At 38.2% G+C, this 16,915-nt stretch carries 12 protein-coding genes; 7 read left to right on the forward strand and 5 right to left on the reverse strand.

Translation table 11 applies throughout. From position 1 onward, the window contains the following. Positions 1-51: 51 nt before the first annotated feature. The 3 genes from ACK1I8_RS18480 to ACK1I8_RS18490 all read right to left on the reverse strand — a co-directional run bounded on the left by ACK1I8_RS18480 (position 52) and on the right by ACK1I8_RS18490 (position 6,388). Complete coding sequence (locus tag ACK1I8_RS18480; RefSeq protein WP_412466764.1) at positions 52-1,914, reverse strand: ABC-F family ATP-binding cassette domain-containing protein; 1,863 nt, start codon at positions 1,912-1,914, stop codon at positions 52-54. 550 nt (positions 1,915-2,464) lie between these two features. Further along, entirely contained in the window at positions 2,465-2,902 is a 438-nt protein-coding gene (ybeY, locus tag ACK1I8_RS18485; protein WP_412466765.1) for an rRNA maturation RNase YbeY, read from the reverse strand. Positions 2,903-3,019: 117 nt separating this feature from the next. After that, positions 3,020-6,388, reverse strand: coding sequence for a DUF4175 family protein (locus tag ACK1I8_RS18490; RefSeq protein ID WP_412466766.1), 3,369 nt, complete (start codon positions 6,386-6,388; stop codon positions 3,020-3,022). A 66-nt stretch (positions 6,389-6,454) separates the two neighbouring features. On the opposite strand from ACK1I8_RS18490, the gene ACK1I8_RS18495 reads away from it, so the two are divergent. The 3 genes from ACK1I8_RS18495 (at position 6,455) to ACK1I8_RS18505 (ending at position 10,867) form a co-directional block, all read left to right on the forward strand. Continuing rightward, positions 6,455-6,610 carry a hypothetical protein gene (locus ACK1I8_RS18495; RefSeq protein WP_412466767.1) on the forward strand — a complete coding sequence of 52 codons (156 nt, stop codon included), beginning with the start codon at positions 6,455-6,457 and terminating at the stop codon, positions 6,608-6,610. A 250-nt stretch (positions 6,611-6,860) separates the two neighbouring features. Further along, positions 6,861-8,366, forward strand: a complete 1,506-nt coding sequence (locus tag ACK1I8_RS18500; protein WP_412466768.1) for a family 16 glycosylhydrolase — start codon at positions 6,861-6,863, stop codon at positions 8,364-8,366. Positions 8,367-8,497: 131 nt separating this feature from the next. Beyond that, complete coding sequence (locus tag ACK1I8_RS18505) at positions 8,498-10,867, forward strand: phosphocholine-specific phospholipase C (protein ID WP_412466769.1); 2,370 nt, start codon at positions 8,498-8,500, stop codon at positions 10,865-10,867. 149 nt (positions 10,868-11,016) lie between these two features. Here the strand turns inward: ACK1I8_RS18505 and ACK1I8_RS18510 are convergent, their stop codons facing one another. Both ACK1I8_RS18510 and ACK1I8_RS18515 read right to left on the reverse strand, forming a co-directional pair. Beyond that, on the reverse strand, positions 11,017-11,586 hold the full coding sequence (locus tag ACK1I8_RS18510; protein ID WP_412466770.1) for a DUF2911 domain-containing protein: 570 nt from the start codon (positions 11,584-11,586) through the stop codon (positions 11,017-11,019). 119 nt (positions 11,587-11,705) lie between these two features. After that, positions 11,706-11,891, reverse strand: coding sequence for a hypothetical protein (locus ACK1I8_RS18515; protein ID WP_412466771.1), 186 nt, complete (start codon positions 11,889-11,891; stop codon positions 11,706-11,708). Between the two features lie 235 nt (positions 11,892-12,126). On the opposite strand from ACK1I8_RS18515, the gene ACK1I8_RS18520 reads away from it, so the two are divergent. Genes ACK1I8_RS18520 through ACK1I8_RS18535 form a run of 4 tightly spaced genes read left to right on the forward strand, consistent with a single transcriptional unit; the run spans position 12,127 to position 16,670 of the window. Continuing rightward, positions 12,127-12,753: a TetR/AcrR family transcriptional regulator gene (locus tag ACK1I8_RS18520; RefSeq protein ID WP_412466772.1), complete on the forward strand. Its 627-nt coding sequence runs from the start codon at positions 12,127-12,129 to the stop codon at positions 12,751-12,753. Beyond that, complete coding sequence (locus ACK1I8_RS18525) at positions 12,750-14,069, forward strand: TolC family protein (protein WP_412466773.1); 1,320 nt, start codon at positions 12,750-12,752, stop codon at positions 14,067-14,069. Before ACK1I8_RS18520 ends, ACK1I8_RS18525 begins: the two co-directional genes overlap by 4 nt. 8 nt (positions 14,070-14,077) lie before the next feature. After that, on the forward strand, positions 14,078-15,115 hold the full coding sequence (locus ACK1I8_RS18530) for an HlyD family secretion protein (RefSeq protein WP_412466774.1): 1,038 nt from the start codon (positions 14,078-14,080) through the stop codon (positions 15,113-15,115). Positions 15,116-15,122: 7 nt separating this feature from the next. Next, positions 15,123-16,670 carry a DHA2 family efflux MFS transporter permease subunit gene (locus tag ACK1I8_RS18535; RefSeq protein WP_293786642.1) on the forward strand — a complete coding sequence of 516 codons (1,548 nt, stop codon included), beginning with the start codon at positions 15,123-15,125 and terminating at the stop codon, positions 16,668-16,670. Positions 16,671-16,915: the final 245 nt, after the last annotated feature.

Consider the following 16,915-nt stretch of genomic DNA (forward strand, 5'->3'; position numbering starts at 1 on the left):
ATTAAAGGCTATAAATGTTTCACGTGAAACATTTATATGGTATGGAAAATCTTACTCCGAAAGTTCCAACCAGCGCATGGTATAATTATCTAATAGCGCCTGGAGGTTTTCAATTTCTAAAGATATATCCTGAATTTTAAGATAATCAGAAGCATTAATACTATTTAATTCTCTCGTTAATTGCTTTATTTTTTCTTCCGTTTCTTCTATGCCTTTTTCGCTTTCTGCTAATTCTTTCTGTTCTTTGAAACTTAATTTTTTTGCGGCTTTGACAGGTGGCTGTTCTAAAATAGGAGCAGAAGCTTTTTTAGTTTCCGGCTTGCTTTTGGGTTGTTCCAAACTTAAACGGTACTCCGAATAATTTCCATTATAAATTTTAACTACGCCTTCTCCTTCCATAATAAAAAGCTGATCGCTCATCTTATCGAGTAGATACCTGTCGTGAGAAACCAACATCAAAATTCCAGGAAAATTTTCTAAAAATTCTTCCAGTACATTTAGGGTGTCGATGTCCAAGTCGTTTGTAGGCTCATCTAAAATCAAGAAGTTAGGATTTTGCATCAACACCTTCATTAGGTTTAAACGCTTTTTTTCACCGCCACTTAACTTCTCCACCATTCCATGTTGTTTTTTAGGCGGGAAAAGGAAAAGTGTTAATAGGGCAGAAGCAGTAATAACTGAACCATCAGCCATCTTAATATATTCAGCATCTGATTTTACGATGTCAATTACCCGCTCTTTAGGATCGAAAGTTAAGCCACCTTGTTTATAATATCCAAACACGGTTGTTTCACCAGTATCAACTTTGCCCTGATCTGGCTCTAAATTACTGGTAATAATATTTAAAAGTGTTGATTTACCTGTACCATTCTTTCCGGCTAAACCAATGCGGTCTCCTTTTTTGAAAGTGTAACTGAAATCATTAATGATCGGTCTACCCTCAAAACTTTTATTAATGTGTTCCAGTTCTATAATTTTACCTCCCTGCCGAGACATTTTAATTTTAAGGGTAACGCTCTGATTGTCAACCTTTTTCTTTGTTTTTTCTTCCAAATCATAAAAAGCATCAATCCTGGCCTGAGATTTTGTTGCACGGGCCTGTGGCATACGCCTCATCCACTCCAATTCTTTCTTTAATAACTGCTGGTTCTTATGTAAAACAGTAGCGTCTAAAGCTTCTCTTTCAGCTTTCTTTTCTAAAAAATAAGCATAATTTCCGTTGTAGTTGAAAATTTTTCCTCTATCTAATTCAACAATGGTATTGCAAACATTATCTAAAAAATACCTGTCATGGGTAACCAATAAAATTGTTTTCTGTCCGGTAGTTAACAATTTCTCTAACCATTCTATGGTATCAATGTCCAAATGGTTGGTAGGCTCATCGAGTACCAGAATTTCAGGATCTTCAATTAAAAGCTTGGCCAAAGCCAAACGTTTTTTTTGTCCGCCGGAGAGGGTCGAAATTTTTTGTTGTAAGTGAGTAATTCCCATCCGGTTGAGGATGGTTTTAATTTCATGTTCATATTCCCAGGCATTGTGTTCACTTAATTCTTCGTATAAACGATTAAGTGTTTTTTCGTCTGGATTAGGATTTTCAATTAATTCCTCGTACTCTTTAATGAGCTGTTGCTGCTTATTTTCAAGTGAAAAAATATGGTCGCTAATAGAGAAACCTTCAGAAAACTGAGGTTCCTGATCCAGAAAACCAATTTTAACGGATTTATTTTTTACAATTTTACCCTCAAGAGGAGGAAACCTTTCGGCTAGTAACTTCAACAACGTACTCTTACCTGCGCCATTAATACCAACCAACGCCACGCGTTGCCCGGAGTTGATACCCAGAGTTAAATTCTTAAATAACCATTCGTCATGATAACCATGCCCTAAACCTTCTGCCGCAATTAATGTGCTCAATTTTTTTGTATTTCAGATTTATAAAGAAAAATTAGTGCAAAGGTAAGTATAAATTATTTTGGAACGCTAAATAGATGTTTCAAAGCTATTGTGTATCAGCTAAAATGGCAATGGCTTGATGTATTTAGGTTTGTACTAAACCGTTAAATGATTGTTATAAAACGAAACAGCGGTCGGACTCGCTCCACCGCTGCTTCAATCATTAACTAAAACTAAACTTTATCTTGAATAATAGCTGAACGTGTCATACGCAGCCATTATATTATTATTAGTTTAGTATAAGACTTTAACAATTAATAAAAGTTGCAGGAAGGTTAACGATATTATACCAGTTGCATATAATTCTCGACGAACGCCCATAACCTTTAGACGAACGCTGGTGCAGTGGAGTAGATTATGATTTGACGTTATGGTAAATATTGCTACAAGTAACGAAACATGCTTTCGCCTTGTAGCCAGTAATCATTATGATGAAATATCTCCAGCATTGGTTGATATCACTAAATTATTTGCCTGCAATTAGAATAGATTGGGAACGGGGAACAGGAAGCTAAACCAATCCGAATGCATTTCTGTAACCTAGATATTCATCTTCTTTTTGTGTCATCAGGGTTTTTGCTACTTTTCCCTTGTCCTTATAACCCAGTAAGTGCAGGGTTCCGTGAATCATAATGCGGCAAACCTCATCAAACGCTGAAGTTTTGAAAGTTTTAGCGTTTTCTTTTACGCGCTCAATACTGATGAATATATCACTTATGATCAGTTTTTCTTCTTCAGAATTATCGAAGGTAATGATATCGGTGTAGGTATCGTGATTTAAATATTGCTGGTTGATGCCTAATAGATATTCATCACTACAGAAAATGAAATTGAGTTCCTGCAATTGATATCCTTCCTTTTCAATGGTAGCCTTAACCCACTTTTTGATTTTTAATTTTTGAGGAAGATTATAGCTAACGGATTCTGTAAAAAAGGAAATTGCAGGCATACTGTATGTTTATGGCTGCAAATTTAAGAAATATTCCAATAGTAGTCATGCTGAACTTGTTTCAGCATCTTTTTAACGAAAACCCTGAAATAAATTCAGGGTGACGCCCTCTTAGTGCTATCGCGCTATATTTAACGATTTTAAATATTCCGCAATCTTATTTTTATAATAATAATTTAAACTGGGAGGAAGTTTCTGAAGCATATCACTGCCATTTTGTTGCTGCTTTTTAAATTGGTCGAACATTTTTTGATAGGATGGCGGAAACTCTTTTGCTGCTTTACTTTCGCGTTTTGAATCTTCTTCCTGATCGCGTTCTGCTTTTTCTGCTTCCAACAATTTGGTTAAGAGGTCTTTTTGTCGGTTTAAGGTTTCCTGTTGCAAACGTTTGTTCACCAGATCGCTTTCAGTCTGCTTCATCTCTTTAATGGCCTCGTTCAGGTTGCCCATTTTGCCGGTACCGTCTTTATTTTCTTCACGGTTAAGCTTTTCTAAGGCCTGACGGATCATTTGTTGCTGCTGAGCCATTTTACCGAACTCCTGACTCATTTGTCCTTTGCCAACCGTACCTTGATTGCCTCCTTGTTTTTGCAGCTGCTCACGGGCTTTTTGCATACTCTTATTCAGCTGTTCCTGCATCTGTGAAAGTTGCTTCATTCCTTGCTTCTGTTTCTTTCCACTACCGCTTTTGCCGTTTTTTTGCATATTCTGCAACTGACTTAGTGCTTCACTCAGCATCAAAGTAAGGTTATTGATAGAGGTCATGGTAAATTGTTGGAAACGGTTAGCTTCGGCTGTTCTTCTATCGCCTAAATTTTCCAGACTTTTATCAAGGTTGAAATTAATTTTATTCATTTCCTCATTAACGGTCGATTCTATCTGAGGAACGCGTTTGCTTAAGCTATATAAACTATCGGCAATGGTTTTAAGGTTATCTTTAATGCTGCGCTGTTTCTGAACACTACTGGTGTAAGATGGATCAGTAGCAGACATTTTCCTTAACGCGAGCATTACTTTTTCCTGATCGAAGGAAGTAGTCAATAAGTTTTCCAATAGCCGTCTCAATTCCTTAGCATTCAGGTTATTTTCCATTTCTTCTCCCTGCTGCTGCATATCGCTCATTTTTTTGGATAATTTTTCCATCTGCTCGCCTGCCTTTTGCTGTTTCTGGCTTGCATTTTTCGACTCTTTTTTATCCAGCGCATCTTTACTGTCTTGCTGATCTTTTTGTATATCCTGAACATCTTTTTCAGGGTTTTGGAAAGGATTTGGTCTGTCCAGGGATTTATTTTTTTCTTCCAACTTTTTCAGGTCATCTTTCAGGTCTTTCATCTCCTTGTTCAGGGCATCCTGTTTCTGCTTTAACGACTCATTATCCTGTTTTTTATCGTTGGTTTGCCGGGCAAGTTCCTTTTGTTCTTTTGCCAGCTCATTTAAACGGTTAATATCATTTTGAAGGTTTTGCTCAAATTCCAGCTGTTTGTAAAGTTCTAAAATCCTGTCGAGTTCGTTTTTGAGGGTTTTATTGTCCAGCTGCATTTTAGAAAGTTCGTTCTGCGTTTGGTCTTTATTTTTCTCATTCATCAGATCTTGCAGTTTCTGCAAAAGTTGTTTTGTTTTTTCATCCAATACGTGATCAAAGAGATCTTTAATCTGCTTTTGTTTTTCAAGAAGTTCTTCCGTTTGCTTTTGGTCCTGTTGTTGCTGAATATTTTTATCGTTTTGTGCTTTAATCTCTTTTACAGCTTCATCTAGTTGCTTCTGTTTGTCTAAAAGGGCTTCTATCTGTTTTTTATCTTCAAAAGAAATCTGTTTTTTGTCAGTAAGGCTTTCGGCCACTTTTTTACTTTCCTTCTCGATGGTATTGGCTAAGCGTATGGCCGATTGCATCTTTTGTTTTAAAGCCTGGTTGCTTGCATTTACCTGTTCAGCAGTCTCTTTTTGAGTAGGCTGTTTAAAGGTTTTAATTTCCGATCGCGTAATCTTTGCACCATTTACACCATCATTATCGGCTACTTCAAAATAATATTCTATTTCCTGACCAGGTTTGGCATTAACAGCATTTAGGTCCCAGAAAAAGAAAAAATCATTCGCTGTTGCATTACTTTTAATGGCAATGTTCTTAGTAACAGTGCTCACAATACGGTTATGATCTTTAAGGTGGTATTTAAAGCTCAAACGGCTAAATCCGTAATCATCAGTTGCATGTCCGCTAAAATATAAAGCTTTGTTGTTAACAGAATCCGGCTTTTCTTCCACGGTAATCTGTGGAGCCTGATCTTTGATTACCGTAATTTGGTGTGACAGTGAATCGCTGATGGTAACATATCGATTTTTAGGTATAACACTATATTTTGAATTGTTTTTGATAGTAGCATTAAAATAAGTCGAGTTATTATCAATTTTGAGCAGGTTTTTAGCCCCATTTAGCATAAACAGAAGTTCGTCGCTCTTTTCAGTCTTGAAGTTCCAGGTTACCTTGGTGCCTTCGGGTAGGAGCATATCACCAACATTGGCAACCGATTCGGGTTTTTTGCCCAAATAAACAGGATAATTTAAAGTAGCTACAGCATTAAGCAATTCGGGGCGGGGTTTAACCGTAATGGTAAATACACCGGAACTGAAGCCCCCGCCTTTAAAAATCAATTTTTTATCGTTCTGGATATTTTTGATCGTATAGTTAAACTTACTGATGTTTTCCTTCTCTAGTTTATAGGTGTTTTTTCCATCCTCTGCATAAATCTCGGCAGGAATTTCATCACCGGTAAGTCTTAGGTTCAGGGTGATATCATCACCTTGTGTAGCAGTTAAATTTTTATTTAAAATGGTAAAGCTGAACGGCGCTTTTGGAGCAATGTATTCATTATATTTAAAGAAGCTGTATGTACCCTCGCGTAAAATAGCGGGGGCGATAACGGAAATGAGCAGAATGATGGAAAGGGGAACAAAAAGATATTTTAAATATTTCCGGTTATCATTAATCCTAACTGCGGTGTAAAATGGAACTGGCCTGAGTTCAATAATCTTTTGATCAATGCTGGCCATAATGAGGAGATTGTTTTCAGGATTTTTTTCAGATAAATGATGAAGTTGCAGGGTATTCAATAATTTATCCTTAATATCGGAAAAGTGATTTCCGATAATAACCGATGCTTCATCCAAGGTGAGGTGTTTGCCCAATTTTAGCATAGCAAGCAGCGGTTTAATGATTAAAAAACCAACCAGCAACACACCGGTAAATAAATAAGCAAAAAATACGAAGGTTTTAAATTCAGCCGTTGGATTGAGATAATAAAGGCTTAAAAAAATGATGAGATATAGGGCAAGCAGTACAGTCGCGGCATAGATACTGCCCCGCAAAATTTTATTCAGGTAAAATTTGCGGATAAATTCGTCTATCTTACGTAATAAATCATTGTAATTATTGCTCACCATATCTCTGTAAATGTAAAAATTGTTCCAGTCAATTAAAAGGAAACTATTCAAGGTAACGCGTTTATTTCAAATTGTTTATTGCCTAGATTAGCCTTGGTTAAAATGGTATGTTGTATTTTGGAAAATAACGTTCCGCTTTTCAGGGCGATATTCAGTCCGCTTTTTTGCTTTAACAAAGCAGAAACAGCTTTTGGTTTGCGCTCCCATTGGTGGCGTTTGGTTTTTATTGCAGATCAGAAGTATTTAGCCACAGGCGTAGCGGCATCCCTGTAGAGCAGCGAAAGGATACAGCGGAGCACGGGAACAAAATTGATCGGTGCACCAGCTTTGCGCTTCAAAAAAGCAAATTTTTTTTAGAAAAGTGTGTTTATTCAACAAAAGGTTTGTGTAACAAATCACAACCCTGTTAACACGCATTAATTAAAAAATGTTATTTTGTTTTATTTAATACAAAGGTTACATAGATTTTAAACGAGTATTCTGATAAAAATCTACTTTTGGCTTTTTGTATAATCATGCCCATATGAAACCATTATTTATATCTGCACTAATGTTGTTCTTTTTCACTGCTTCTTTCGGTCAAAAATTTAACTGGAACAAAAACCAGGTAATTGCACACCGCGGTGCATGGAAGAAAAATAATTTTCCTCAAAATTCTATCGCATCATTAAACGAAGCTGTAAAACTCGGTTGTTATGGTTCAGAATTCGATGTTTGGATGACGGCGGATAACATTCTGGTGATTAACCACGACCCTGAATTTCAGGGTTTAACCATCGAAAAGGTAAACTACGCAGATCTTCTGACCAAAACCATGACCAACGGTGAAAAGATCCCAACATTGGAGGCTTATTTATTAGCAGGCAAAAAACAGAAAAGCACCAAGCTGATTTTGGAAGTAAAACCGTCATTAATCAGTAAGGAACGCGGCATAGAAGTAACCAATAAATGCGTAGAAATGGTTCAGCAATTAAAAATGACCGACTGGGTTGAATACATCAGCTTTGACTATGATTACTGCAAACGCATTTTAACTTTATTGCCAAAGGCAAAGGTTGCTTATTTAAGAGGAGAAATTAGTGCTGAGCAGCTGAAGGCAGATCAATTAACAGGTGTTGATTATCATTACAGTGTTTACCAAAAGGATAATTGGATTGAGGATGCGCAAAAACTGGGTTTAACTGTAAATGCATGGACCGTAAATACGGTACCTGAAATGCAGTGGTTATTGGCCCACAATGTAGAGTACATTACCACCAACGAACCTGAACTGCTTTTCGAAGAAATTAAAAAAACGCCGGTTGCCCAGGGATGGAAATTAAAATGGGCAGATGAATTTGACGATGCCGGATTGCCGTTAACTAAAAACTGGGGCTACGATGTTGGCGGTAGAGGTTGGGGGAATAATGAGCTGCAATATTATACTGATGCTGATACCGCAAATGCGATCGTTAAAAAAGGAAACCTGAATATTATAGCAGTTAAGGCGAATAAAGAAAACAGGAACTATACTTCAGCCCGGTTGGTAACCAAAAATAAATTCGATTTTAAATACGGTAGAGTGGAAGTAAGGGCGATGTTACCAAAAGGCAGGGGCTTGTGGCCAGCCATTTGGGCGCTTCCTACTGATTCGAAATATGGTAGCTGGCCAAAAAGTGGCGAAATTGATATTATGGAACATGTAGGCTACGATCCTGATAGTGTTCATGGAACCGTACATACCGAGAAATTTAACCATGTTATTCATACGCAGGTTGGTAAGGCTTTGAAAGTTAATAATCCTTATACGGAATACCACATTTATGCGATTGAGTGGTTTGCCGATCATATCGACTTCTTTATCGACGATCAGAAGTATCTTACTTTTAAAAACACCAAAAAGGGATCTGGAGACTGGCCATTTGATCAGAACTTCCATCTGATTTTAAATGTTGCCGTAGGAGGCAACTGGGGCGGGAAAAAAGGGGTGGATGATGCTGCTTTCCCTGCGAACATGAAAGTGGATTATGTGAGGGTATTTCAGAAATAATCCGATAGTTCATTGTTTGTTATTCGGTTAACTGGTTAATAGTTAAATTGGTTAACTGAATTGCAAACTGTCAATTGTAAAATGCCAACTGAACATTTCAAACACAGTGTCTAAGCTATATTGTCAACTTTATGGATTCACGTAGAGAATTTTTAAAAAAAGCGGCCTTGTTTGCCGGAGCTACCGGCATCGCCAGCACTTTGCCAAGTTCGGTATTAAAAGCTATGGCTATAAATCCTGAACCGGGCAGTACATTTTATGATGCCGAGCACATTGTTTTCCTAATGCAGGAAAACCGGTCTTTTGATCACATGTTCGGTAAAATGAAAGGCGTACGCGGATTTAATGATCCACACCCTCACATCCAGCCTGATGGCAACAAAGTTTGGCTGCAAAAAGATGGACAGGGTTATACATATGCTCCCTTTCATGTTGATATTAACAAAACAAAAATTACCTGGCAGGGGGGCTTACCACATTCCTGGAACGATCAGGTAGCCGCATGTAATGGTGGCCGTTATGATAAATGGTTACCTGTTAAAACGCCCATGACTTTGGCTTACTATGACCGGAATGATATTCCTTTTTATTATGCCATGGCCGATGCCTTTACCATTTGTGATCAGCATTTTTGCTCATCATTAACCGGAACAACACCCAACAGACTGTTCTTTTTTACAGGAACAGTACGTGGAGAGAAAAGTGCAAACCGGATTGCGGTGGTTAATAACGATCAGGCTGAATCGCAAAATAATGTATTTGTAGACTGGCCAACTTTTCAGGAAACATTGGAAGATAATGGCATTGACTGGCGTATTTACCAAAACGAACTGTGGACTTCAAAACTCCCGGAGGGTGAAATAGATGATTGGCTGGGAAATTATGGTGATAATCCTTTAGAATATATTAGCAGGCACAATGTTAAATTATCCGCTTATTTTAGAAAAAATGGTGATCATACTGTTAAGCCGGCTTTAACGGCAAAAGAAGTACGGGAGAAGTATGATAAATTATCGCAAAGGGAAAAGAATTTAATCGATAAAGCGTTTACCACCAATATTTCTCAAAAAGATTATTTAGACCTCGAACCCTTTACGTTTAAAAACGATCAGGGCCAGTCAGAAACCATCAATGTTCCAAAAGGAGATATTTTTCATCAGTTCAGAAAGGACGTAGACAGCGGAAAATTACCTGCTGTTTCATGGTTGGTCGCCCCTCAACGTTTTTCTGACCACACCAGTTCGCCGTTATATGGCACCTGGTACGTCAGCGAAGCCCTGGACATCTTAACCAAAAACCCTGAAGTTTGGAAAAAAACAATTTTTGTTTTAACCTACGATGAAAATGACGGATATTTTGATCACCAGCCGCCTTTCGTGGTGCCTAATCCTGATGATCCGGGCAGTGGAAAAACATCTGAAGGTATAAATTATGCTACTGATTTTGAAACAAGAAAAGGAAGTCCGATTGGACTGGGTTACCGTGTTCCATTGATCATTGCCTCACCATGGAGCAAAGGCGGTTTTGTGAATTCGCAGGTTTTTGATCATACGTCATCAATCATGTTTATGGAGAAGTGGCTAGCCAAAAAAACAGGCAAAACCATAAAAAGTAATAACATTAGCGATTGGCGAAGGCATATCTGTGGAGATTTAACCTCCGTTTTCAGGCCATATCATGGAGATGATATTAAATCTCCGGAACCCTTAAAGCGTGATGTTGTGGTGGCCAGTATCGGTAATGCAAAAAACAAACCTGCTCAGGTTGGTCCAACTGCATTGAATAAAACCGAAGTGGCCAAAATCAATAAATTTGAATCTTTTTCAGCTGAAACGTCAATTCATGCCCCTAAGCAGGAAAATGGCGTCAAACCTGCCTGTGCATTACCTTATCATTTAACGGTAGATGTCAATTTGGTTGATGATAAAGTTGCAATTACTTTTCAGTCGGTAAAAACCTTATTCGGGAGCGAGATTGAAAGTATTGGGGCACCTTTTAACATGAGTACCGTCGCCAAATTTAAAGGCGTTACGGGCAAAACATGGGCCTATGCCGTAAAAGCCGGCGATGTATTACAGGATAGCATTAATCTGGCTGATTTTGATAATGAAGTTTATGATCTTGCTATACATGGCCCAAATGGTTTTTACAGGAATTTTGTAGGGAACAAAAAAAATCCTTCCATCATTGTAAAGGTATATCCGGAGCAAGCTGGATTGGTAAACAAGAAACTTACAGGTAGCCTGGTTTTTGCTTTTGAAAATACAAGCGCTAGTTTGGTTACCCTCCAGATTTCAGACAATAAAAATAAATCAGGAAATAAAGCCATAAGCATCAGGCCGAAATCGGGTACAAATATTTCGTTTAACCTGGCTAAAAATGCAAACTGGTACGATTTCAGTATCACGAAGATTGGCAATACCATATTTAAACACCGGTACGCAGGCAAAATAGAAACAGGAGAAATTACCCAAACCGATCCGTTTATGGGCAATGTATAAATGCATATCGATCAAAATAAGTCCAGGCTTCGATAGAACTTATGTTTACGCTTTTATATGCTACTGGTAATTGCGGCGAGATAAAAAACGATTTAAACAAAAAGTCCCGGCTGCTGTAGTCGGGACTTATATTTTTATTGCTTTTTAACTTAAAAGGTAATGGGTAATTCTACCTGTGTTCTGTCCCAGCCAATAAGCAAATTAGCACCCCGATCAATTTCTGCAAAGGTTAAAGAGAAGTATTCGATCGGCTTAGACAAGGTTTTTACCGGAACATTCACACGAACAATATCTTTAGCGGGATTGTAGGTAAAAGCACCCCATTTATCTGTTTCGCTGTTGACAATAATTGTCCAGTTATCTTTGTTTGGAATGGCGAACAGGCTATAGGTACCTGGTTTGATTCTTTTGCCGCCAATGTTAACTTTTTTGAAAAAACGAACTTCTGTATTTTCGTTGGCTCCAAAACGCCAAACCTTTCCATACTGCTCCAAAACGCCAAAAATATCACGCCCTTTTTTTTGTGGACGCGAGTAAACAATCTTTATAACCGGTTTTGTTGGGTCTCCGGCCTTTGCCTTTGGTGCATTAAGTGGAAAATAAACAATGTCTGCCGGACTTGGGTCTGCAGCAGGAAATTTCACTTCGGCAGAAGCGCCTTGCTGGGCCTTTGCACTAAAGCAAAAAAGAGCGAAAACAACAATGAAGATATTTTTCATCTGTAGGTATTTGTTTTCAGTGGCGAAGGCAATCACGATTTACTTTATTGTAAAACGTAATTAAACTCATTCGCTGCGTTATCAGACCCTTAAAGAACCTGGTGAATAAAAGTTTAAAACTAATATTTTCTTCCTTTTACAATAGCATTTAAAAATAAGCCTGCGGTTAACAAACCTAAAACACCACCTAAAAAAGCAAAAATATAGTTTTGCGTAATGATTGCTCCGGTCAAAACCCCGAAGAATAAACCTAAAGCATAATATAACCAGTTGAAATTATTGCTGCTGTTCTCTTGTACACTCATGTTTTTTGTTATTTGGAGGCAAAGTTAATATTTATTTTAAATTTTAATCAATATGTCCAAATCTAATTAATGATCAAATTCCGGCCAGGTTTGTATTCAGAACAAACCTATTGATAATTGTGCTGAATGATTATTTATTCCGTAAATCAGGGTTTTATCAAAAGAATGTAAAAGAAGTGAAGAAACATTTGGAAGTTAATCAATCGTTTGATTAATTTTGTGCCGTTAAAAAGAAATGAAAACAGAAAAAGTAGATAAAAGACAGGCCATTCTTGAAGCAGCCGAAAAGCTGTTTTGCGAAACGGGTTATGAAGGTACTTCTACCCGGCAGATTGCGAAAGAATCTGGAGCGAATATGGCGATGATAAATTATTATTTCGGTTCAAAGGAAGGGGTTTTTGTGGAGATTATGAACGAGCGTATTGCTGGTTTTGCTTCTCAGCTAAAAATCATTAATGAAGATAAGATTTCGGCATTAGAAAAACTGCACAGGGTTATTGAGGGCTATGTGAACAGGATTTTAAATAATACTGCATTTCATAAAATGATGCACCGGGAGCTTTCTTTAACTCAGAGACCAGCAATGTATGATAAGATTAAAGATGCCATGAGCCACAACATGCAGCTTATCGACCGGATTATTACCAGCGGCATTGAAGATGGCACCTTTAATAAAGTAGATGTACGGATGGTAATCGCAACCATTATGGGTACAATAACCAATATTGTGATTGCACCCCAAAAGGTAATATCATGTTCCAACTTTGACCTGAACGACCCAAAAGACAAAAAAATGATTACGGAGCGGATAATCGCTCATTTACAAGATCTAACAACAGTTTATTTAACTACAAAAAAATGATACCCAGATCAATAAAATTAATGCTTGCGGCATCATTAATTCCGGCAGCTTTGTTTGCACAAGGCACCAAGGAATTAAATATTAGCCAGGCAATAGAACTTGGCATAGCCAATAGTAAAAACCTAAAACTTTCCCAAAATAAGATCGATCAGGCAGTGGCTCAGCTTGAAGTTGTAAAAGACAATGCTCTGCCAACTGCAAATGCAAGCCTGATGTACAATCACGCTGAAATACCAACCACAACTTTTGCTTTGCCGGGTAGCGAATCATCTTTCCGCCTGCCTGAAAGAGCCGATGCTTTTGTTGGTACAGCAGCAGTGCAAGAACTTGTTTATGGCGGAGGTAAATTAAAGTACGCAAAAGAATCGACCAAGTTATTGGCAGAGGTTGCACGTTTAGATGCTGATAAGAACAAAGAAGAAATCACCTATGCGGTGATCAATACCTATTATTCTTTATATAAGGTTTTACAAAGCAGAAAGGTAGTTGATCAGAATCTGGAATCGATTGCCGCACAGATTAAACAGGCACAACGTTTCTTCGAACAGGGTATTGTAACCAAAAATGATGTGTTGCGTTTTCAATTGCAACAGGCAAATGTTACGCTAACCCAAATGGACATCGAGAGCAATCGTAAAGTAATCAACTACAATTTGGATATTCTTTTAGGTTTACCGGAAGATACCGAAGTTAAAATTGTTGATCCCACTGCCGGCTTAAAAACATCAGGTTCGTTAAACGAATACATTAGCTTGGCAATGGCTAACCGCCAGGAGTTAAAGCAACTTGATGTGCAGAATAAGGTAGCTGAATTCAACATCAAAACCGTTAAGGCAAATACTTTACCAACTGTTGGTGTTGGTGCCAACCTGTATTACATTAACCCAAGTGGCAATTTTATTCCGCCAGCAAACCAGTACTTAATGCCTGTTACCTTAGGGGCAACGGTTTCCTGGAATTTCGGAAACCTTTGGACAAATAAAAACAAAGTAAGCCAGGCGAAAATACAGCAGAATGAAATTACCATTCAAAAGGATATTTTATCAGATCAGGTAAAAACAGACATCAACAAAAACTTTCAGAATTACCAGGTGGCCATGAACAAAATCCAGGTTTTGGAAACCTCGATTGCACAGGCTACAGAAAACGATAAATTATTGGCATCAAAATACAAAAACAATGTGGCTTCGGTTACCGACCGCATCGATGCCGAAACCTTATTATATCAGGCAAAAATAAACTTGGAGATAGCGAAGGCAGACGCAGGTTTGGCTTACTATACCTTATTAAAATCAACAGGAAAAATAACGCAATAAATACGGCAATGACAACTGAAAAGAAAAAAAAGAACATAGTAGTACCCATCATCTTAGGTGTTTTACTCGTAATAGGTATAATCTTCGGGATTATAGAATGGAATTATTATAGCAAACATGTTGATACGGATGATGCTCAGATTGATGGTGACATCAGTCCGGTTGTTGCCCGGGTTGGCGGTTATGTAAAGGATATTAATTTTGAGGAAAATACGCACGTAACCGAAGGACAGGTTTTAGTTAAACTTGATGACAACGATTATAAAGTTAAATTAGAGCAGGCACAGTCGGGCCAAAAAGGAGCTAGTGCAGGCGTTGGTGTGGCGCAATCTCAAATTGCTGCAACAGAAGCCAATACCAGTACTGCAAAAGCAAACGTAGCTGCAGCAAAGGTTAAATTAAACCTGGCGCAAAAAGATTACGATCGTTATGCCAACCTGATTAAAGACGGATCGATTACCCAACAGGCTTTCGACCAAGCAAAGGCAGCTAAAGAATCGGCACAGGCAGCTTACCAGGCAGCGGTAGATCAATATAACGCAGCAGTTAAACAGGTAGGCACCACTCAATCGCAATTGGCAGTTAGCAGTAATGTGATCAGCCAGCGCCAAAGTGATATTGATTTTGCAAAGCTTCAGTTATCATATACCGATATCAAAGCTCCTGCAACGGGTATTGTTTCTAAAAAGAATGTGCAAAAAGGACAGCTGGTTCAGGCGGGTCAATCTTTATTCTCTATTGTAAACGATGGAAGTATTTATGTAACGGCGAACTTTAAAGAAACCCAATTGGAAAAAATTAAAGAAGGTTCTAAAGTAGAAATAGAAGTAGATGCTTATCCTGATCAAAAAATTGAAGGTGAAGTATATAACTTTTCACCAATTACTGGTGCAAAAGGATCTTTATTGCCTCCAGATAATGCTACCGGTAACTTTGTTAAAGTTGTACAACGTGTTCCGGTAAAAATCAAAATTCATCCATCAAAAGAACTGTTGGCTAAATTACGTCCAGGAATGAGCGTTAAAGCTTCAGTGTCTATTAACTAATAAAAAAATGGCCGAAGTAGGTTTAAAAAAGTGGATTATTACATTTACGGTAATTACAGCTTCATTATTAGAGCTGATTGATACCACGATCGTAAACGTCGCAATACCACAGATACAGGGAAACCTGGGTGCCACCCTGGAGGATGTGGCCTGGCTTTCCACCGGCTATGCGGTAGCAAACGTTATCGTGTTGCCCATGTCGGGCTGGTTGGGTAACCGGTTTGGCAGGAAAAATTATTTTCTTACCTCCATTATTGTTTTTACGCTCGTTTCTTTTTTATGCGGAAACGCTACTTCATTAAACGAGCTTATTTTATTCAGGGTTATCCAGGGATTGGCCGGTGGGGGTTTAATATCAACAGCACAAGCTATTCTTATCGAAACCTGGCCACGTGAAGATGTGGGTATCGCAACCGCTTTGTTTGGTTTGGGAGCGGTAGTTGGCCCAACTGTTGGACCAACCATTGGAGGATATATTTTGGATGTCAGTTCATGGCCGTGGATTTTTTATGTGAATATTCCCGTCGGCATACTCGCGGCCTATTGTACCTATTCTTTTGTGCGGGCCACTCCGAAAGAAGGACAGGGTCAACCTGTCGATTGGTGGGGCATCGCCTTATTGGCTATAGCAGTAGGTAGTTTACAAACATTGCTTGAGAAAGGAGAGAGTGAAGACTGGTTTGCTACGCCTTATATTACGGCTTTGGCTGCCACATCGGTATTTGGCTTATTGCTTTTCATCTGGAGGGAAATGAGTACCGACCATCCAATTGTAAACTTTAAGATTATGCGGCACAGAAGTTTTGCCGTAGGTATGTTTACCTCTTTTATTTTAGGATTTGGTTTATACGGCTCTGTGTTTATCTTTCCGGTTTTCTGCCAGAATTTATTGGGCTTTTCGGCCCTGCAAACCGGAGAATTGTTATTTCCTGGAGGTTTGTGTACCATTATCATGATGCCTTTTATCGGTATTATGCTTAAAAAAGGTATTCCTGCACAGTTTATGGCTACTTTTGGTATGCTGGCATTCTTTATTTTTTGTTGGATGCTGAGCAAATCAACACTTCAATCAGGTACCGGCGATTTCTTTTTGCCATTGGTAATCAGGGGTATCGGTATGGCTTTATTGTTCGTACCCTTAACTACACTGGCTATCCAGGATTTAAAAGGACCTGAAATTGGTCAGGGTTCAGGTTTAAATAACATGATGCGCCAGCTGGGCGGTTCATTTGGTATCGCGGCTTTAACTACGTTGATCCACATCCGTTCAGGTTTCCACAGAAGTAACCTGCTAACCAATCTGAACGATTATAACCAGCCATTTGTTGATCGTTTTAATGGTTTAATAAAAGGTTTTATGGCGAAAGGACAGACCTTGTTCGATGCGAAAATTATGGCAGCGAAGGCGATGGAAGGAATTGTAACCAGACAAACGATGTTACTTACCTATGACGATGCATATTGGATCGCCGGTTTGATTATGTTGTTTTCCATCCCATTGCTTTACCTCCAAAAGTTTAAGAAAAATGCAAACATTCCGGCCGATGTGCACTAAAATTTGTAAAGAAATGCCATAAATAATGGCAAAAAATAAAAACAGCCGGTGTATTTTATTACATCGGCTGTTTTAACCCAAAAAATTAACAATCAATGCAATGCCCTTAAACATTGCAAATGTTCTTAGTCAGCCACATTGTGGCCAAATAAGATTCTAAAAATAAAATTTATTCTACAATTTTCCAAATTGTAAGCCTTAGAATTTTAATACCTTATGCATTTTTTGTAGTATTACCGTACACA

It is taken from the genome of Pedobacter sp. KLB.chiD (assembly GCF_047040275.1).
In the GTDB taxonomy this organism is placed as follows: domain Bacteria; phylum Bacteroidota; class Bacteroidia; order Sphingobacteriales; family Sphingobacteriaceae; genus Pedobacter.